Annotated in this window: 18 protein-coding genes, 1 tRNA gene and 1 pseudogene; 15 read left to right on the forward strand and 5 right to left on the reverse strand. The window is 40.0% G+C overall.

What is annotated here, in order from left to right:
• The first annotated feature begins 116 nt into the window (after window positions 1-116).
• Both IGK85_RS03600 and IGK85_RS03605 read left to right on the forward strand, forming a co-directional pair.
• On the forward strand, window positions 117-2351 hold the full coding sequence (locus IGK85_RS03600; RefSeq protein ID WP_016613757.1) for a glucosaminidase domain-containing protein: 2235 nt from the start codon (window positions 117-119) through the stop codon (window positions 2349-2351).
• 588 nt (window positions 2352-2939) lie between these two features.
• On the forward strand, window positions 2940-3284 hold the full coding sequence (locus IGK85_RS03605) for a DUF7006 family protein (protein WP_008377205.1): 345 nt from the start codon (window positions 2940-2942) through the stop codon (window positions 3282-3284).
• 100 nt (window positions 3285-3384) lie between these two features.
• Here IGK85_RS03605 and IGK85_RS03610 read toward each other — a convergent pair whose 3' ends face one another.
• Entirely contained in the window at window positions 3385-4239 is an 855-nt protein-coding gene (locus IGK85_RS03610) for a LysR family transcriptional regulator (RefSeq protein WP_008377207.1), read from the reverse strand.
• A gap of 150 nt (window positions 4240-4389) precedes the next feature.
• Here IGK85_RS03610 and IGK85_RS03615 point away from each other — a divergent pair, with 150 nt between their 5' ends.
• From IGK85_RS03615 to IGK85_RS03635, 5 genes are all read left to right on the forward strand, one after another.
• On the forward strand, window positions 4390-5358 hold the full coding sequence (locus tag IGK85_RS03615; protein WP_008377209.1) for a TDT family transporter: 969 nt from the start codon (window positions 4390-4392) through the stop codon (window positions 5356-5358).
• A 103-nt stretch (window positions 5359-5461) separates the two neighbouring features.
• On the forward strand, window positions 5462-6421 hold the full coding sequence (locus IGK85_RS03620) for an L-lactate dehydrogenase (RefSeq protein WP_008377211.1): 960 nt from the start codon (window positions 5462-5464) through the stop codon (window positions 6419-6421).
• Window positions 6422-6739: 318 nt separating this feature from the next.
• Window positions 6740-7816, forward strand: coding sequence for an ABC transporter permease (locus tag IGK85_RS03625; RefSeq protein WP_008377213.1), 1077 nt, complete (start codon window positions 6740-6742; stop codon window positions 7814-7816).
• Window positions 7817-7821: 5 nt separating this feature from the next.
• Window positions 7822-8523, forward strand: a complete 702-nt coding sequence (locus IGK85_RS03630; RefSeq protein ID WP_008377215.1) for an ABC transporter ATP-binding protein — start codon at window positions 7822-7824, stop codon at window positions 8521-8523.
• Between the two features lie 47 nt (window positions 8524-8570).
• Complete coding sequence (locus tag IGK85_RS03635; protein WP_008377216.1) at window positions 8571-9209, forward strand: TetR family transcriptional regulator; 639 nt, start codon at window positions 8571-8573, stop codon at window positions 9207-9209.
• Between the two features lie 115 nt (window positions 9210-9324).
• Here IGK85_RS03635 and IGK85_RS03640 read toward each other — a convergent pair whose 3' ends face one another.
• A complete protein-coding gene (locus IGK85_RS03640; protein WP_005225272.1) occupies window positions 9325-10752 on the reverse strand; it encodes an APC family permease in 1428 nt (475 codons plus the stop codon).
• 559 nt (window positions 10753-11311) lie between these two features.
• Window positions 11312-11851, reverse strand: a complete 540-nt coding sequence (locus IGK85_RS03645; protein WP_008377217.1) for a hypothetical protein — start codon at window positions 11849-11851, stop codon at window positions 11312-11314.
• Window positions 11852-11992: 141 nt separating this feature from the next.
• Here IGK85_RS03645 and IGK85_RS03650 point away from each other — a divergent pair, with 141 nt between their 5' ends.
• The 5 genes from IGK85_RS03650 (at window position 11993) to IGK85_RS03670 (ending at window position 16868) form a co-directional block, all read left to right on the forward strand.
• On the forward strand, window positions 11993-14470 hold the full coding sequence (locus IGK85_RS03650; protein ID WP_008377218.1) for a vitamin B12-dependent ribonucleotide reductase: 2478 nt from the start codon (window positions 11993-11995) through the stop codon (window positions 14468-14470).
• Between the two features lie 87 nt (window positions 14471-14557).
• A complete protein-coding gene (locus IGK85_RS03655) occupies window positions 14558-14947 on the forward strand; it encodes a DUF4430 domain-containing protein (RefSeq protein WP_008377219.1) in 390 nt (129 codons plus the stop codon).
• A gap of 538 nt (window positions 14948-15485) precedes the next feature.
• Window positions 15486-15974, forward strand: coding sequence for an AAA family ATPase (locus IGK85_RS03660; RefSeq protein ID WP_005237399.1), 489 nt, complete (start codon window positions 15486-15488; stop codon window positions 15972-15974).
• Between the two features lie 391 nt (window positions 15975-16365).
• Window positions 16366-16617, forward strand: coding sequence for a type II toxin-antitoxin system Phd/YefM family antitoxin (locus IGK85_RS03665; protein ID WP_005237397.1), 252 nt, complete (start codon window positions 16366-16368; stop codon window positions 16615-16617).
• A gap of 26 nt (window positions 16618-16643) precedes the next feature.
• Entirely contained in the window at window positions 16644-16868 is a 225-nt protein-coding gene (locus IGK85_RS03670; protein ID WP_016613766.1) for a Txe/YoeB family addiction module toxin, read from the forward strand.
• 98 nt (window positions 16869-16966) lie between these two features.
• On the opposite strand, the pseudogene IGK85_RS03675 reads toward IGK85_RS03670, so the two are convergent.
• A pseudogene (locus IGK85_RS03675) lies at window positions 16967-17136 on the reverse strand (ISL3 family transposase); the annotation flags it as partial.
• 152 nt (window positions 17137-17288) lie between these two features.
• A tRNA-Lys gene (locus tag IGK85_RS03680) sits at window positions 17289-17361 on the reverse strand.
• A gap of 269 nt (window positions 17362-17630) precedes the next feature.
• Between IGK85_RS03680 and IGK85_RS03685 the strand changes: the two genes are divergently transcribed.
• From IGK85_RS03685 to yycF, 3 genes are all read left to right on the forward strand, one after another.
• Window positions 17631-18197: a DUF1836 domain-containing protein gene (locus IGK85_RS03685; RefSeq protein WP_008377223.1), complete on the forward strand. Its 567-nt coding sequence runs from the start codon at window positions 17631-17633 to the stop codon at window positions 18195-18197.
• Window positions 18190-19050: a DegV family protein gene (locus tag IGK85_RS03690; RefSeq protein ID WP_005237394.1), complete on the forward strand. Its 861-nt coding sequence runs from the start codon at window positions 18190-18192 to the stop codon at window positions 19048-19050. Before IGK85_RS03685 ends, IGK85_RS03690 begins: the two co-directional genes overlap by 8 nt.
• Window positions 19051-19182: 132 nt before the next feature.
• Window positions 19183-19887, forward strand: a complete 705-nt coding sequence (gene yycF, locus IGK85_RS03695) for a response regulator YycF (protein ID WP_008377226.1) — start codon at window positions 19183-19185, stop codon at window positions 19885-19887.

A 19887-nucleotide genomic window follows, 5' to 3' on the forward strand; every position in this document is an offset into this window, starting at 1 on the left:
ATTTTTATCGGATATCGGTCATTTATGGTCAACTGTTGCAAAATACTAAGAACAAAGAATATTTAATATAGATAAATTTTTGTGTAATAATCTAACATTTTAAAAAAAGCGTTTATTTGAATAGAAATAGGAAAGCAAGAAACAATGAAAGAGAGAATGAAGCGCGAGGAGGTATTAAGATGAAAAATAAGAAGATAGGTATCACACTAATCAGCCTAGGTGTATTAGCAGCACAAAGTTTTACCACACCAACTTTGTTGGCAAGCAATTTAACTGATCATCTTTCTGATAAATCAGAAGACGCAAGCCAATCCACCTTCTCAAAGGAAAGGAAGCAATCGAATGTTGATTTGCAAGAACCCAACATAGAGTTAGTTTCGAGTATGCGACAAGCGTCTAATGTAACATCGAATATAGCAATGAGTACCAGCTCCAAAACCGAATTGTCTAGTGGTTATGTTCCAATAATAGAAGAGTCAAGTGAATCTTCCGATGAAAGTACCGACTTTCCAGAAGAGTCTCATTGGGAAGATGAAGAGTTGGGGGAAGAAAACACTGAAGAACAAGAGTCAGACAAACCTGAAGAATCGCAGCAACCAGATATCCCAATAGAAGAAACGATTCCGTCTGAAGTACCAGAAGCTGAACAAACAGTACCACCTTCTTCTGAGGCACCAGTGCAGCCCGATGCACCAACTTCCTCAACAAATCAAGAGGATCAAAGTTCTGATTCAGGAGCTAATCCATTTCCACCGAGTGCTCCGGTGACTCGACCACCTGCTACAGATCAAGAGATTGATACTATTTTTGAAGGTTTACTCAATAGTGCAGAGAATCAACTTCCAGATGCATTTAGAAGTAGTGAAGTGGCTGAATCAACGTTAGGGAGTTTCACATTACCGTTATTAGCTAGCTTTGACCACTCCTGGCAAGCTGCGTTGGTGTATCAAACAATTCGACAGGTTGGCGCAGATGACTTAGAGAGTAAAGAAGTCGATACTTGGCTGAAAGAACTTTATAACGAAGTACTGGCGACAAATCTAGAAAATCTTGATATGAAAGAATCAACCTATAATTCATTACAGCCTGGTGATATTCTCTATAAGGAAACTGCGGAAGGGAATCAATTATTGGGAATTTGGCTAGGAAACGATTATTATGGGACAATTGGTACACAAGAAATGTCAGAAACATTGGAACAAGAATCTCAAGAAGATGAAGTGAATGAAGACGTTGATTTAAATCAATCAGCGACTTCAGTGGTTTATCTTGAGAAGCTGTCCTATCAACAGGTCGATCAAGAAGAATGGGATGAAGAAAACATTTCATTATTGATTAAACGTGCGCAATCACCAGAGTTAACTGAAGTAGGTAAAGAGTTGGTGAAAAATTATCCAGCACAACTTGATTTCCAATTTAATACTGCTACACATGAATTTATCAAACAAATTAGTGAAAAAGCTCGGAAACTAGGGCAAGAGTATGACGTCTTTGCTTCAGTCTTGATTGCGCAAGCTATTTTAGAAAGTGGCAACGGTAGTAGTCTTTTATCAAAGGCACCCTATTATAACCTTTTCGGTATTAAAGGAAGTTATCGAGAAGGTGCAGTAGTGATGACTACCAAAGAGGATTTAGGAAATGGCGAAATGATTGAAATTCAAGATGCTTTTCGTGTTTATCCAAGTTACGATGAATCGTTAACAGATTATATTGCATTGATCCGCGGAGGCGTTTCCCACGATTCATCTTTTTATAAATCAGTCTGGCGCTCAGAAGCAAAAAACTATTTGCGTGCAACTGATGCTTTAACCGGAACCTATGCAACAGACACTAGCTATAATCAGAAATTGAATTCTTTGATTGCTGTTTACGAGTTGACCCAATACGATGAGGATCAATCACAACAAAGTGGTGTCTTCATTAAAGGATTGGAAGAAGTTCCAAATGAATATCGGGAGTTAATGACTTTCCCAGCTTATAATGGGAAAGATTATAATACTTCTGGTTCTTATCCTGTAGGTCAGTGTACTTGGTATGCATTTAATCGAGTCGCACAATTAGGTGGTCGTGTAGATGATTACATGGGAAATGGGGGAGATTGGGGAACTACTGGTCTTAGATTAGGTTATCAAGTTAGTCGAACCCCAAAAGCCGGGACCTTGATTTCTTTCAGCCACGGGACAGCGGGGTCGGATCCCAGGTATGGTCATGTCGCATTTGTAGAAGCGGTTGGACCGAATGGTATTTTAATTTCCGAAGCAAACGTTTATGGTGGTACAACGATTTCTTACCGAGTGATTGGCAATGATCTAGCTCGTTCCTCGTTGGTTCAATATATCACACCGAAATAAGTAATAATAAAAGAGGCAAGTAAAAGATGAATGAATCTTATTATGGAAAGGTGTAACTAAAAGAGTCAATAAGGAAATGAAGGTAGTAAAGCAGGAAGAGAAAATGCTCGATAGAACCTTAACATCAAAAGTCTTACAAGTATTAAAAGAAGAACGTCAGTTGCTCAAAATGAATGCTTAGTGGTATCGGCAGTGATGTAAAATAAAAGTAAAATGTTTAATAGTAGACTGGCGGTTATCAGTATTCTTTGGGGGATCTTCTCTTTCCAACTCGTTCGGATTCAAGGGGGATTCAATGAATCCGACGTTAATAGCATGTTTAAAATCACTTTTACATCTTGATCGTTTTTTGTTGATCAAGAGTGACTCCCATAATGAAGGAGATTTTTATTGGCTATTGTCGCTTCTTCATAAATTACATCTGGAAATTTTTTTAAGAAGAGGTTTCAAGAGTATCATTCATACATTATCTCACCTATTAAACTACTTTATCGAGAGGCATGTATTTTATTAGCTTCCAAAAAAATGTTCACTATTTTTTGGTACGCATTAGAAAGAAATAATCACATAGAGAGGACCTTATGAATCATGCTATTCACAATGAAAGAAGAATATAGTAGCTATTATCAAAAAGAATTTGGGAATGCATCAAGAAAAGAAAAAGATTTGAAAGACTATTTAATTGATTTATTGCGGCGTTTAAACCAACTAACTGATGAAATCTCAAAAGAAAATTTTTGGAGTGTGCTGCCAAGAATTTTGGGAATTGATGCAAAATTAAACCTATTAGTTGAATTGATTAAATTTGAAGAACTACCAAGCGAAGAAATTATCCGTATCATTGAAAATGACTATCAAAGCTATTTTAAAGAACTATGTGGGTATGATTTAAGTATGGAAACGAGATATTCTTTAGTATTTAACGTCGCATAAATGTATTTTGTTTTTTTGCAAAAAATCGAAGTTGTCTGATGGAAATCCTTTATACTGATTCTGAGAAATTTTCTTAAGAATCAGTATAAAGGATATTTTGTTATCTTCTCGATTCACCAGTACCAGCAGCTCTATTCCTTTCCAACAACAGCCGTTTAATCTCCTCATAAATCTCTCCGGTCTCCGGCGTCGCACGCTGACGATTCTGAATGATAAAAAGATCACGATAGCGGTACTCTGGATCAAGTTCCTGCCAAGGCAACTCTTCTGGTAATGAAAGTTTCGAGATGATCGATTTGCCGATGTTTTGTTTTAGTAGGGACAAAATCACTTCGCTGTTATTGGCTTTGATGATTTGCGGATGCAAGTGCTGTGCGTACAGATAGGTTTCGTTAATGTAGTACATCCCCGAGTCGTTTTCCCGCAAGACCCAAAAATCAGAAGCGAGGTTGCCTGCTAACACCAATTCATCGCGATAAACGAATTCTTTTTGGATCAATGGCGAAACGATTGATTTTTCGATCAGGCCAATATGGGCTTTGTTTGATTCGACGGCATCGATTACTTCTTGAGAATTCATGATTTTGATTTCAAAGGCAAACGTTGGAAATTCTTCAATCAGCTGCGCCATGATGCTGGGCAGTAAGTAGACGGCGGTCGTATTCGAACAAGCGAGCACACACTCTGTTTTAAAATTTTTGGTGTCTTTGGCTTGCGAAAAAATAGTGGACAATGAGCGGAGAGACTCGACCACACGAGGATACAAAAACTCCGCTTGGCTGGTGGGTAAAATCAATTGTTTTCCTTTACGTTCAAAAAGTTTGAAGCCAAGTTCGGCCTCTAAGCGTTGGATTTGCAAGGAAATCGTTGGTTGAGTTTTATAGAGTTGTTTGGCGGCAAGACTAAAGTTTCTCGTTTCATAAACAACAATGAAGGTTTTGAGCAATTCAATCATTTTGCGGACTCCTTTATTATTAATAATATTTATAATTAGTATTTAAAAGTACAATTTTACAAATAGTTATCAGGTGATTATAGTATAAGTGTAGAGAAAAAAGAAAGCAAATTTAGTTGAAATTTTCATACGTTTAGAAAGGATGAGTTGATGAAAACATCGATCCAGCATTTTTTACATTCATTGCCAATCCCGATTTGTGGCTTGATTTTAGGCACTGTGTCTTTGGGGAATTTATTGTATTCAGAAGGAATGGAGACGGTTGGAAATGCGTTTTGCACCCTTGGTATTTTCATCATGGGGCTCTTCCTTCTGAAAGTATGCTTTACATTTAAGCACACGATGTCAGAGTTGCAAAACCCAATCGTTGCTTCTGTGGCGCCGACCTTTACGATGGCGCTGATGGTGATTTCCACTGTTTTTGAACGGGTCATTCCCGATGCAGTGGTGAATGATCTGCTCTGGTGGGGGGCTATCGGCTTACATTTTGCTTTAATGATCTATTTTGTTGTCGTGCATATTTTGCCTGTCGACCTTTCGCTGGAATACATTTATCCGAGCTGGTTTATTACCTTTGTCGGTATTGGCGTCATTCCCAATACTTCTGCTGTCTTTTTTAAAGAGCTGGGGGAAGTGATCGTCTGGATCGCATTGGTATTGTATTTTGCGCTTTTGCCGATTATTTTAAAACGAATCGTCCATCAGAAGCTGACGGAACGTGCGGCAGTTCCTTTGATCACGATTTTAACAGCACCAGGGTCTCTTTGCTTAGCAGGTTACCTTTCCGTATTTGAACAAGGCTCTGCTTGGTTTGTCGCCTTTATGCTGTTATTGTCACAAACGATTTATTTCTGTGTCGTCGCTTATATGAAAAACATGCTGGCAGTCGGCTTTTACCCAAGCTATGCGGCATTTACGTTTCCTCTTGTGATTTCAGCGACGGCTATGTTCAAATCAGCGCTGTTTTTTGTGAATCACCCACTGATATTTGGGTTTCTACAAGCCTTAACGATTATTGAAACCAGCTTTGCCGTGATTGTTGTCAGCTATGTGTTAGGAAAATATGCAATTCATTTGTATCAGCAAGCCAAAGCGCTGATTGCCGGTCATAGTTATTAAGGAAACACAAGAGTACACAAGAGAACATACATTTTTTGAGAAAATACGTAATATACGCAAAACAATAGCACAAGTATTTGAAAAGAAAAGGAAGGGATCGCACATGAAAAGTACAAGCAGAAAAGTTGTCGTTGTCGGAACAGGTTTCGTTGGAACGAGCATTGCGTATTCCATGATCAATCAAGGACTGATCAATGAATTGGTCTTGATCGATGTCAATCGGGACAAAGCAGAAGGAGAAGCCCTCGATTTGTTAGACGGTATGTCATGGGGGCAAGAAAACATCAAAGTTTGGGCTGGAGAGTACTCGGAATGTAAAGATGCTGGCATCGTGGTTATTACCGCAGGGGTCAACCAAAAGCCAGGACAAACACGGCTTGAATTGATTGATGTGAACGCCGAAATTATGGCAAGCGTCACAAAACAAGTGATGGATTCAGGCTTTGATGGCGTGCTTGTTATCGCTTCAAACCCAGTCGATGTCTTAACTTATCAAGCATGGCGTGTGTCCGGGTTGCCAGCCAATCGGGTCGTTGGTACGGGAACGACCCTCGATACCACAAGACTTCGAAAAGAAGTGGCGGCAAAATTAGCCATCGATCCACGGAATATTCATGGGTACATCATTGGGGAACACGGTGACTCGGAAGTCGCTGTCTGGTCCCATACAACGATCGGTGGGAAACCGATCGTAGAATTGATCAAGCAAAAGGATCGTTTGACCGTTGCCGATCTAGCGGTTCTTTCTGAACGAGTAAAAAATGCTGCCTATGAAATCATCGATCGAAAACAAGCAACTTTTTACGGGATAGGGATGAGTGTCGCAAGAATCGTTCGAGCGATCTTAAATGATGAGCAAGCGATTCTGCCGGTATCTTCCTACCTTAATGGGGAATATGGCATCAACGATTTATTCACAGGGGTTCCTGCAGTCGTGGACCAAAACGGCGTCCGCGAAATTATTGAATTGACGCTTACACCTGAGGAAAAACGGCAATTTGATACTTCGTGTCATCAGTTACGAGCAGTAATTTCCACAATTGGACAAAGCAAAGTCAGCTGATCTCTAGAACACCAATAATGAAATCCTCGTGTTCGTTTTTGCCAAAGCATGGTTCGACTATTTACGGTCTGCCATGCTTTTTTTCATCTAGCAAAGAATGTTAAAAGGAAATGGCGTATTTTACGCGAAACGCCCAATATTCAACTCTCTTTATTCACACTCCTTTAGGAAAAAACATCCTCAGTGAATGACAGAAAAAGAATGATCGATCAACCTTACAAACTTTCCGAGTTGTAAAAAGTGACAAAGTGTCACCTTATGTGGTATTCTTCAAAAAGTGACACTTTGTCAATATTTGGAAAGTAGGAGGAAAGAACAATGTTTCTGGCTATAAAAGAAATGCGTTATTCAAAATTAAGATATGGGTTGATCGTAGGAATCATGTTTTTGATCGCCTATGTTGTTTTTATATTGTCTGGCTTAGCTACCGGACTTAACTGGGATTTTAAAAAGGCCATCGTCGACTGGGATTCATCCGCGATCGTTTTATCAGAAGATGCGAATGACACATTTGCGGCTTCGCAATTGACGAGAGGGGATTTAGACCGTGTAGAAGGGACACAAAAAGCCCCAATTGGTTTATACAGCAGTGTCATTACGGTCAACGATGAACAAGTCAATGTGACTGTTTTTGGTACACAAGACGATGCGTTCTTGTTACCAGAAGTCTTAGAGGGCAAGCTGTTTTCAAAAGAAAATGAGATCACGATTTCAGAAAACTTAGCAGAAGAAGGTATCAAGGTCGGGGATCAAGTGAAAATCGGACGCTCAGATGAAACCTTCAAAGTCGTTGGGATCACCCCAGAAACGTCTTATACGGTGTCACCAGTGATTTATACTTCCCTCGATACTTGGACGAAAATGAAGTTTGCTAATCAACCATTTGCATCTGACAAGGAGCAGCCAATCAATATCATTGTGACCAAATCAAGTGATCCGAAAGTCAATAACCAGGAAGGAACCCAGCTCAAAGTGTTGGCAACGGAAGACTTTATTGAAAAGCTTCCCGGATTTTCTGCCCAAAACTTGACCTTAAATGCCATGATCTACTTCTTGTTTGTTGTTGCAACGGCAATCGTGGGGATTTTCATGTATGTGATCACCCTACAAAAAACAGCGATTTTTGGTGTGATGAAAGCCCAAGGGATTCGGACCAGCTTCATTGCCAAATCAATTATTGCGCAAGCATTTATGGTAGGAGTGATCGGGGTAGCCCTAGCCTTTGCGGCGGCATACGGCACCAGCTTGTTTTTACCAGATGCCATGCCATTTTTCTTTGAATTAAAGCAATGGCTGCTTTATAGCGGCATCTTGATTCTCGTGGCAGTTCTAGGCGGCTTATTCTCCATTCGGACGGTCATAAAAGTCGATCCAATAACGGCAATAGGAGGGTAACAAAGATGAAAGACATTTTAGTAATGAAGGATATTATAAAAAAATTTGGCAAGCAGCATACCGAAGTAACGGCACTAAAAGGACTGAATTTTCACGTTCAAGAAGGGGAGTTTGTCAGTATCATCGGTCCTTCTGGTTCAGGAAAAAGTACCTTTTTGACCATCGCTGGCGGCTTACAAAGTCCAACAGCCGGAGAGATCATCATCAACCAGGTCAACTTTTCCCAATTAAATGAAAAGCAACGAGGGAAGTTGCGTTTTAAAGAGATTGGGTTTATCTTGCAAAGCTCGAATTTGATCCCTTTTCTAACAGTAAAGGAACAATTTTATTTGGTCGACAAAGTTTCAGGAAAAGCCAAGGAAAAGGAACGGATTGATGAATTGCTTGCTTCATTAGATATTCTCGATCTTCAAGACAAGTTTCCCCGCGATTTATCTGGTGGGGAACGTCAACGAGTAGCGATCGGCAGGGCCTTGTTTAATGACCCAAGCTTGATTTTAGCGGATGAACCAACTGCCAGCTTAGACACCGATCATGCGTATGAAGTCGTGAAGTTATTAGTGAAAGAAGCGCATGAGAAAAAGAAAGCGACAGTTATGGTCACCCACGACGAGCGAATGATCCAATGGAGTGATCGCATTTTCCGAATGGAAGATGGCAATCTGATCGAACAAAACGCCCCATCAAGAGAAACTGCACAAGTCTGAGTGGAAAAGTAGAGGGATTTGTTTATAATAGAGGGAGTAGATTGCGAATGATGGAGGAGAATCCCTTGCCAAGTACAACATTTTTTCATTTAAAACAAGAGAAAAAAGAAAAAATCGATGCCGTGCTTTTAGAAGAATTCTTCAGCAAGCATATCAGTCAAGTCAAGGTCTCTGCCATCGTCGAAAAATCGCACATTTCTAGAGGGGCGTTTTACAAGTACTTTCAAAACTTAGAAGATGCCTATGACTATGCGATCACCAACTATTCCAACCAAATCCATTCTGCGATTTTTACGTTTATCAATCGCAACAAAAATGATTTTTTCAAAGGGATCGAAGAATACTTGGCTTGGTGCAGTCAATGGTCACCTGAAGATGATCATTGGAAAATGATCCACTTATGTACCCAAAGCAATGCCTGGACGAAGCGCGATGCGATCCCTGACGATTCGCCCATGATTCGCCAATGGTTGGAGCTGTTGGAAGAAAATCGCTTCACGATCCATGATACGCAAGAAGCCGTCAGTTTCCTTTACTTTATTATGGCGGTCGTGATGGATAGTCTGACAGATTTTATTTCGAATGAATGGACCGCAAAAGAGCTGATCAAAGATTTCCGCTATAAGGTGCAATGGATCAAGTATGGAATCAAAGAGCACAACAAAGAGTACAACAAAGAGGAATGAACGCTTCGGTAAGAGGATGGACCAAATACCGCACGCGGCGGAGAAGTTCATTTACAAAGAAAGAGGTGCCCGACAACCGAAATAGTTGTCGGACACCTCTTTTTTGAGCAAATGATTATTTTTTATTTACACGTTTCGCAATGATTGGCAAGATCAAGCCAATCAAAAGAAAGGCGATCGGCGTAATGATATTTAAGGCCAATTGGAAGAACCAAGCTTGCGGATCTGCCGCATAATCAAGCTTAGGAACCATCCCTAAAATGCAGGCAAAGGCCGTGAACAAGAAGCACCATAAGCCAATCCCAAAGCCAACTTTGGTGTTTTTCACGAATTTATAATCGGAAGTAAAGCGATTGGCGTGTTTGTTGACTAGCATAAAGGCTAAGAAGACCCATAAGTAACGCAGTGGCATGACAACTGAATTCAAGTTCAGCAACCAACGGTACAGTTCGGTCATATTGCCGATTCCTAGTGCTGGAATAATGATCAAAATGCTTACCAGGATACCAGTCATAATATATCCATTTACTGGTGTTCCTTTTTTGTTTAGTTTTGCTAAGCCATTTGGTACAAATTCTGAATCAGCATCAGACAGTAATATTTTCAATGGGGCATCAATTGAAAAGGCCAAAGCAGAGATTTGCGCCAACGCATTGGCGATGGAATAAAGAATGACAAAGAAGTTGCCGATTCCGTAGAAGTTTCCAAGTCGTTGAAAGGCTTCATAAGCGCCGTTGACCATCAAATCTTCTGGAATATGGTTGGCATCAAAAAGCATCCCCATAGCAATCGAGCCGAGCAAGGCACATAACGCCACCATACCGGCTAAAAAGATCATGCCTTTTGGAAATTCTTTTGCAGGATTTTTTGTGTTATTTACGTAAGGCGAGATTTTTTCACAGCCACCTACCGCAAATACCAGCATCGAGATCGTGGTTAAATAGGTAAAGTCAAATTTAGGGATATAGGTTGAAACAGATGACATGTTTGGTGTAGCAATTTCAGCACCAGTCATTGCTGGAGCGGTGACTGCTAAAAGAATAAAAAGAATTGACATCACGAACATAGCTGTTCCCGCGATGTTCCCAATCATTTTTAAGGTCGTCAATCCTTTAGAGGCAATCCATAAAAAGAATAGAAAAATAGCTAAACAAATCAACGAGACTTCCATGGAACCCATCGTCGATACAAATGTACCATTTCCTTTAAATAACCAACTCAAGGATACTAAAATTCCTTGGGGTTTTTGTGCCAAGTAGGGCACGTGAACGACCCAATAAGTCCAAGCAGCAAAAAAAGCCAACCGCTTTGTTGAGGTTTCTTTGATCCATGAGGAGACACCACCACTTGACTCTTTGAAGGTCGATCCTAACTGACCAACACTTAATGCATAGGGTACAAAATAAAGAGCCATAATTAATAGCCACGAAACAACAACAGTCAATCCTTGTTGAGCGTAATTGTTTACAACATTTCCCAGTCCCCAAACAGAGACGAACGCCATCAGCGCAATATTATACCAGCGTAATTGTTTCTCATTCATCGCTTTCTCCTTCTTAAAATGATTTTTCTGACTGGTTAAAATAGAGCGTTTTTTGAAATTTAGTGAGAAAAAAATTTCTTTCCATAAGCGCTTGATCACTATCAAGTTTCTTATGCACTTTTTCACAAATGTCAAAGGTCAAATTGAATAAAAAAATTTCAGCTGCTCTTTTTTATCCAGTCATTGATTTTCCATAGTTAGGATAAACCTCTGAATTCTTTTGGTCAAGAAAAATTAAATTGTTATTTAAAAAAAATAATAAATTTCTGATGATAGAAAAAGCAAACATCATCATTCATTAATAATCTGAAAGAAATGCTACTACATTCGGTCAAGGGCGTGGATGAAATAGAGAACGTCTCATTTAAATGAATGGACGCATAAAGATGAAAGAAACCCTTTCGAAAGGCTTTTAGCTGGTACTTTTTGGATAGATCTTTAAGCAAAGGAAACAGAAGAGTAGCCATAGTTTTTTTGTTTTTCTAACAATAACTTTACGCTAACATTCTTTCAAAGAAACACGAAAACAAAGTTAGCCGGATTCTTCATTCCATCGAAATCACTGGTTTTTTTTCTTCAATTTATAGGAGCTGGGTGTTATTCGCTCAAATACTGGCCATAAAAGCAAATAAAAGACGAAGTTTCCACTGGCATGGAAGAAATCGAACAGTAGTCCTTGAAGGTAATAGGCAAGAAACGAAGGAAACTGATAAAGCCAAACCTCCATCAACGAAACGATCAAGCCATAAAGAAGTCCGCAAAGAAAGGCAAAGAAAGCTTGCAGGATACGATTTTTCTTGATGATCGGGATTTTTCCAAGCTGTTGAAAAAGAACGATGGTGCCGGTAAGTGCAGCCAATTGACTGATCGTCCAGGGACCCATGCCTAAATAGATATTTGTTCCGAGCAAACTTAGCAAGGCAATCATCAACGCATCGGTTAAGCAGTAAGAAAAAGCCACTAAAAATAAAAGGGCACTCATAGGCTGAACGTTAGGGATAAAGACAAAAACCAACCGTCCAACGATACACGCTGCGGTGAGCAGTGCTAAATGAGAAATTCTTTGAACGGAGAATACCTTGGATTGGGGAGGAAGCATGAAAATCGCCGACTTTCTAATTGATAATCATTCTCATTATACATGGAAAATAATATAATTCAAGATTTAAATACACATTATATAGTACGATAATAAAAACGGAGCACAATATGTTGTGTTTTTAGAAGGAGAGGGAAAGAAATGGACTACAAAAAACAAACGATTGAGAAATTGAACGAGGATATCAAGTTGTTCCAAGAAGTTTCGGCGATCACACCGGATATGACCAAAACATTTGAGGGAATCGCTCGTTTGATTATGTTGGATCGTTACTCATTCAAGGATCAAACCCATCAAACGTTGGGTAAGGATGATTTGGTGATTTTGACAACGAAAGCTGATCCTAAATATCCTGCACGAGGAATCGGTATTGTGAAAGCAATCGATGGGGAACTAGTCTCTATCGAAGTGGAAGAGGCCTATCGTTCAGCGTTAGAAGATACTGATGAACAAGCCAGTGGACTTGTGAAAAGAAGAAAAAGTGACATTGAAAAACCGTTAGAACTCTTTTTTGAGCAAGTGGCGCATCGTGTTGCCAAAGGAATTTCTGCCAACGAGTCCCATAACCAGGAGCGCTTCCTTGGGACGTTTTACCAACAAATCGTGGCGCAAAACCTAATTCCCGCAGGCAGAGTACTTTATGGAGCAGGAACAAATTCTCAAGTTACCTACTTCAATTGCTTTGTGATGCCTTTCATCCATGATTCCCGAAAAGGGATTGCTGTCCATCGACAAGAAGTCATGGAGATTATGAGTCGTGGTGGCGGGGTTGGAACCAATGGGTCGACCTTGCGACCAAAATCAAGTGTGGTCCACGGCGTCAGTGGTCGGTCTTCTGGGGCAGTTTCTTGGCTGAATGATTTGGCGAACTTGACGAACCTTGTCGAACAAGGAGGTAGTCGTCGCGGAGCGCAGATGATTATGATGTCAGATTGGCATCCAGATATTTTTACGTTTATTCTTTCTAAAGTTCAAAATCCTGCTGTATTGCTTCACCTGAAAAAAACAGTCACGAATGCGGCAATCAAACAACTGATCAATGAAAAACTGCAATTTGATCCTTTGACAAAAATGGAAGAAAGAATGTTCACTTATCTAGCGCAACTGCCTGAATCGTCAGATAAGGAACATAATGACATGATCCAAAAGGCAAAAGAAAAATTGCGAATAGGTGGCAGCCATACGGTAAAAGAAAGTGATTTCTTAACTGGTGCGAATATTTCAGTCTGCTTGACAGGAGAATTCATGGAAGCAGTGAAGACAGATGGGTGGTATGAGCTGCGCTTTCCAGATATTGACAATTATTCAGAAGCAGAGATGGCGCAATATGATGCAAAATGGGCGGAAGTCGGGGATGTGCGAGAATGGGCAGCTGCTGGTCATAAAGTCAAAACCTATCAAAGGATCAAAGCTCGTGAGTTATGGGAGTTGATTACTTTTTGTGCAACGTATTCTGCTGAGCCTGGTATTTTCTTTATCGATAATGCCAACAAGATGACGAATGCTACAGCATACGGACAAAAAGTCGTGGCAACCAATCCGTGCGGTGAACAGCCCCTAACCCCTTATGCCGTCTGTAACTTGGCAGCCATCAATCTCGCAAACATGGCGGATCGCCAGAAAGGCACCGTTGATTTTGCCAAACTAAAAGAAACCGTGAAAAAAGCAGTTCGTTTCCAAGACAATGTTATTGACGCAACGCCTTACTTTTTTGACAAAAATGAGCAGCAGGCGAAAGGGGAAAGACGTGTTGGATTAGGGATCATGGGCTTGGCAGATTTATTGATCTACTGTGGGAAAAAATACGGATCGGCAGAAGGGAATCAATTCGTTGATCAAATTTTCGAGGAAATGGCAGTCACTGCCTATGAGGCATCCATTGAATTGGCGAAAGAAAAAGGCAGCTTTCCCTTCCTGATTGGAAAAAATGACCAAGAGACGCAAGCGTTGCGGAAGAAATTTGTCGATACAGGATACATGAAAAAAATGCCAGCGCACATCCGCGAAGGCGTGCTGCGATTCGGCATTCGTAACTCTCATCTTTTGACCGTTGCACCAACAGGATCGACAGGCACGATGACGGGAGTTTCAACCGGTTTAGAACCTTACTACTCCTTTTCTTATTTTAGAAGCGGTCGACTAGGTAAGTTTATTGAAATCAATGCGGAGATCGTTGACGAATACCTGATGGATCATCCTGAAAGAACCAAAGCGCAGTTGCCGGCATGGTTCATTTCCGCTATGGAGTTGACGCCCGAAGAACATGTCGGTGTGCAATGCACCATTCAACGTTGGGTGGATAGCTCCATTTCAAAAACGGTCAATGCACCAAAAGGATATACAGTAAGCCAAGTAGCCAAGGTTTATCGAGATCTTTATGAAGGAGGAGCCAAAGGAGGGACCGTCTATGTAGATGGCAGCCGAGATTCACAAGTACTTACCTTAGAAGCGGTAGAAAATGAGCTGACCGCACAAGTTGAACCGCTGCCTGTCGTTCAAGTAGATGAACCCGTCGTCTCTGGTGAAATCTGCCCCATCTGCCATGAAGGAACCATTGAGGAAATCGGCGGCTGTAGTACCTGCACAAACTGTAAAATCCAATTAAAATGCGGGCTTTAAGAAAAAACGGGATTGATAAAATAACTCTTATCCGCATATTGGATAGAAAAACGATTAGTATTTTGACTATTGGAGAGGAAGAAATAGATGAAAAAAGTATTTGTCGTATTTATGCTAGTGAGCACATTACTCGTCGCTACAGGATGTCAACAGGCAAGTGTAACGTCAGAAAGCACGCAGCAAAGTTCCTTGAAGCAAGAACAAGGAACAGCTACGATCGTCATCCAAAATCAAGAAGATGTGACCTCAAAAGAAGTAACGTTCCGAGAAAATGAGTCGCTGCTGGAAGTAATGAAAGAAAACTTTACGATCAAAGAAAAAGATGGCTTTATCACCTCGATCAACGGCATCAGCCAAGATCAAAAAGCCAATCTATTTTGGGTCTATACCGTCAATGACGAAATGACCGATAAAGGGGCACAAGCGTTGATTTTAAAGAACAATGACACTATCACATTTGATTTGAAAGCATTCTGATTTGTTTGATTCTAAGGATCTTTATTGGTGCAAAAGAACTTGCACATAAAGATCTTTATCTATACAGATAGACTCTTGCGTTGATTTTGGAGGTAGTTTTGCATTCAAGTTCTATTCAAGAGTCTATTCTTGTTTTTCTATCATAGTTTGGAGTGGTGGCTTATTTTATTTTAAAATTGGAATAATAGGAATAAAGATACCATTACATACATAAGTTTTAGCCATGATGTTTCTTTCGTATTTTGGCTTGCGTTCCTATTTTTTGTAGAAAATAATTTTTTTATAGTAGAGTGGAAATGGACAAAAATTTGATTTATCCGTTAGCTTAAGTGGCTAACGCTTCTATTCTCTAATATATGGTTTTACTTACTATTTTTCTTGCGATTGTTTCCCAATCTGCTTGTTGTTCATAAAAACAATGTTATCATTGTATCATCAGATGTGGGTGGCGAACAGTGGTCTAAAACACGAGCGTTGATTACAAATAAGGTTTTTTCGTTCTCTTTGTTTATTGATCAGAAAAGGTAGGAGGAGAATAATGGTTGAGGTACTTTTGATGTGTGGCGTTAGTGGTGCAGGCAAAACCACTTACTCAAAACAAAAAGAGCAAGAAGGTTATGTAAGATTAGCAATAGATGAATTAATTTGGGAAGACTATGGCGTTTATGGTGTTGATTACCCTTCGGAAAAATATGCAAAAGTTTCGTCATTATCTTCAGTTAAATTGAAAGAGCTTACAGTAAGGGCTGTTCAAGAAGGAAAAAACGTAGTTGTCGATTCTAGTTTTTGGGCTAAAAGTCACCGAGACGCTTATAGAGAACTACTGGCAGCATATGATGTGACGATTAAAGTAATCTATCTAAAAGCTGATTATGATACTTTACGAAAACGATTAGCGATCAGAAATAAAGTCCAGACTGCAAATTCCGCTTTTCCTATTACAGAAGAAATCCTTCAACGGTTTTTTTCAGGATTCGAAGAACCGATAAATGAAGATGAAGTAGTGATTGAGCAAAAGAATAAATGAAGTAGCATCAAAATGTTTTTACTCCTTTTCAATACATTTAGTCTTATTACTGTGCAGGACACAAAGGACAGTCATACTAGAAGCAAAACAGTGATTGGCAATTTCTTTTCTTGTTGCATTCTTCGATTAATAAACGGATCAAAAAGCAATCCGCTGAAGACAAAATGACTATGACAGCTGTTAAAGACCAAGAATCAATACAAGAAACCGCCCATTTGGTAAATAGGACGGCAAACAGTAAGCACTTTGAGCAATCGAAACCACAAGTTAAGGCTCAAAAAACGATTACTACAAGACTTGAAGACTTGTAAGAAAAATTAAATATATTCTTCCTCTTTATTTACGTACGTTATAATATGCTTAAGATTTTTAAATAGAAGGAGGAGAAAACATGGAAGTAATTACACCAACGAATGCAAGAAAAAACCTTTATGGAATCATTAAGCATGTTGTGGCTGACAGTCAACCTGTAGAAATTGCGAGTACAAAAGAGGAAGAAAGCGTCATCATGATTAGTAAGAGCGATTGGAACTCCTTACAAGAAACGCTCAACTTACAAAATGTGGGTGTACTTGATCGGATCAAACACTTTGAGAATGAAGAAAGTGAAGACTTAGGTGAAATTGATTGGGATAGAATGTAAAGATCAAAAAGAATGCTCGCAAAGATTTGTCTAAATTGAAGAGTATCAATCTAACTAGTAAGTTTGATGAACTGATCAAAGTCATTAAGGAAAATCCTTTTCAAACACCGCCGCCTTACGAAAAATTAACAGGATTACCTTACTGTTCAAGACGTCTCAATATCAAACACAGGTTGGTATACAGCGTGGAAGAAGAGAGTAAAACGATCACGATTCTCTCTGTTTGGTCACACTATGAACGTGGGATATAATATGCTAAACTATTTCGACTCTTTGTCAATAAGGACTGATGAGTCGTACAAAATCAAATCTGGGTCAGAATAAATAGCATTCTGGCTCAGATTTTTTGTTAGCTTACTTTGATTAGTTGATTGATCAAAATGATTCTAATTCTCATGTTCTCAAATGATTTAAATCTGTAGAATACTCGTTTCGTGATCGGTAAATGAGTCATCGTTTGAGTAAGGGAGAGAATCGTATTGAGATGCCTTCTTCATCGCTCAAAAGTTTTTGAAGTTTTACACAGACCTCTTCAAATAAGAAATCCTCTTATCAAAAAAAATCCCTTTATTCGCAAGGTGATAATAATAAACAAAAAAAATGGAACAGCATAAATGTTTTCGAAATGCTTTCGCACCAACATTTACCTGTTCCGTGGGTTTGGCACCCAATGGGCCGTGAGGGGCTCGAACCCGCGACCCGCTGATTAAGAGTCAGCTGCTCTACCAACTGAGCTAACGGCCCGTACCAAAAGTACTTCATTATCTTAGCACTCCGGTGTTTAAAAATCAATCATTCTTTTGAAAAAAATGTGCGCTTTTTTCAGTTGGAAAACAGGGGTTATCTTAAAAAAACACCATTCGTTCCCCAATTTCAAATGATAGGAAATTCTTAAAAGATTGATCAGATTGCTTTAAAAACTCAGAAAACCGTGATAAAATGTATCTAGTTATCGAAACTAGATGATTAGTTTGTGATAATCTAACCTTCTGTTCGTCAAAATGGAGGATGACATGAAAAAATTACAAGCAGACATGAAAAATTGGGGCAATTCATTGCTGAAATTCCATCTGCCGAGATGGGAAGAGTTGCCAACCCTGGAACTGTATATGGATCAGGTAATCACTTTGATTGACCAATATTTATCACCGGTGATCCAAACAGAAAAACATCCGCTATTGACCTCTTCTATGGTCAATAATTATGTCAAAAAAGGGATGATCCCCGCACCAGAGAAAAAACGCTACAACCAAAAGCATCTCGCATTTTTGATCGCGATCACGATGCTGAAGCAAGTGTTGACGATTCCAGAAATAAAGACAGGCATCCTTTTTCAAGGGAAAGCTGTCGGAATCAGAAATGCCTATAATGTATTTTGTGAAGAACAAGAAAAAGCAATCCATCTTGTTGGCAAAGAAGCAATGGGAGAGCCCGAGCAAATGGCATCGGAACCAATCCCGATTGAATTAGTGGCCATGAAAGGTGCAACGCGTTCCTTTGCCAACAAACTATTGGCAGAAAAAACAATCGAATTAGAAGTCATTTATTTAGAAACACATAAAGGAGAAGCCCATGAATAAAGAGAAAATTGCCCTATTAGTTGATTCAGGTACCGATGTTCCCGCACAGATCATGGAGCAATACGGCATGTATATGCTGCCATTGCAAATTATTTACAAGGATCGGACCTATACCGATAAAGTTGATATTACTGCCGAAGAAATTTACGAACGTTTGCCGCAAGAGATTCCTAGTACTTCGTTACCTGATGGCGCGGCGATCGGGGAAATCTTTGATCGGATCAAAGCCGATGGGTATGAAAAAGTCCTTGCCGTAACCATCTCCAGCGGATTGAGTGGAACGTTTAATGTCGTTCGACTGTTAGGTGAACAACGGACGGATCTTGAGGTTTTTGTCCTTGATACGAAAAATATCGGGATCGGTGCAGGGCTGCAAGCGATTCGTGCGGCAGAACTGTTAGAAAAAGGCGTGACTTGGGAAGAATTGCGGGCACAATTAACGAATGAAGTACCGAAAAACAAAGTCTTTTTCAACGTAGCTACCTTAGAGTATTTACAAAAAGGCGGCCGGATCGGTCTGGTTGCATCCATCTTAGGTAATGCTTTGAAATTGAATCCAATTATCTCTTGTAATGAAGAAGGGATCTACTATACGGTCGCAAAATCTCGTGGACGGAAGAAAAGCTTGGATAAAACCGTTGACTTGATCAAGCAATTCATCGGTGACCATCGCCATGTGCGTTTAGCCGTGGCCCAAGGTGATGCACTACAAGAAGCCAAAGAGATGAAAGCAAGATTAGAAGCCGAATTTCCTAAGGTCAAAGAAATCTTGTTTGGGCAAATCTCTCCCGCGTTAGTTGTCCATACGGGTCCTGGGTTGTTAGGGATCGGTATTCAACTCTTAGAAGAGTAAAAAAGAAAGGCCCCGTGCCTTTCTTTTTTTGTGCTTTCCTTAAGAATGAGGCGGCGGTTTTTGGGAAAGATGAAAAGCCTGTTTAAATAATGTATAATAAGTAAGAAACCAAAAAAAATTGAGGTGACATTTTTGAAAAAGATCCTAGTCGTGGACGATGAGAAACCAATTTCTGATATCGTCAAATTTAATTTAACCAAAGAAGGATATGAAGTATATACCGCCTATGATGGAGAAGAGGCATTAGAAAAAGTAGCCGAGGTCGATCCTGATCTGATTTTGCTTGATTTGATGCTACCAAAAATGGATGGGTTGGAAGTTGCACGGGAAGTGCGCAAAACCCATGACATGCCAATCATCATGGTCACAGCCAAAGATTCTGAAATCGATAAAGTACTAGGCCTTGAGCTTGGTGCGGATGATTATGTAACCAAACCATTTTCAAACCGGGAATTGGTGGCCCGCGTCAAAGCCAATCTGCGTCGCGGCTCGGCAGCTGCGAAGGAAGCAGACGACAATACCAACAGCGAATTAACGATTGGTGATTTAACGATTCATCCCGATGCCTACATGGTCACTAAAAATGGTGCAGCCATCGAACTGACGCACCGGGAGTTTGAATTGATGCACTACTTGGCAAAACATCTTGGTCAAGTGATGACCCGAGAACATTTATTGCAAACTGTCTGGGGCTATGACTACTTTGGTGATGTCCGAACCGTTGACGTGACGGTGCGCCGTTTGCGTGAAAAAATCGAAGACAGCCCGAGCCATCCAAATTATTTGGTTACTCGTCGCGGAGTGGGCTATTACTTGCGGAACCCCGAACAGGAATAA

This window comes from Enterococcus sp. AZ015, assembly GCF_050499225.1.
Taxonomy (GTDB): Bacteria; Bacillota; Bacilli; order Lactobacillales; family Enterococcaceae; genus Enterococcus_D; species Enterococcus_D entomosocium.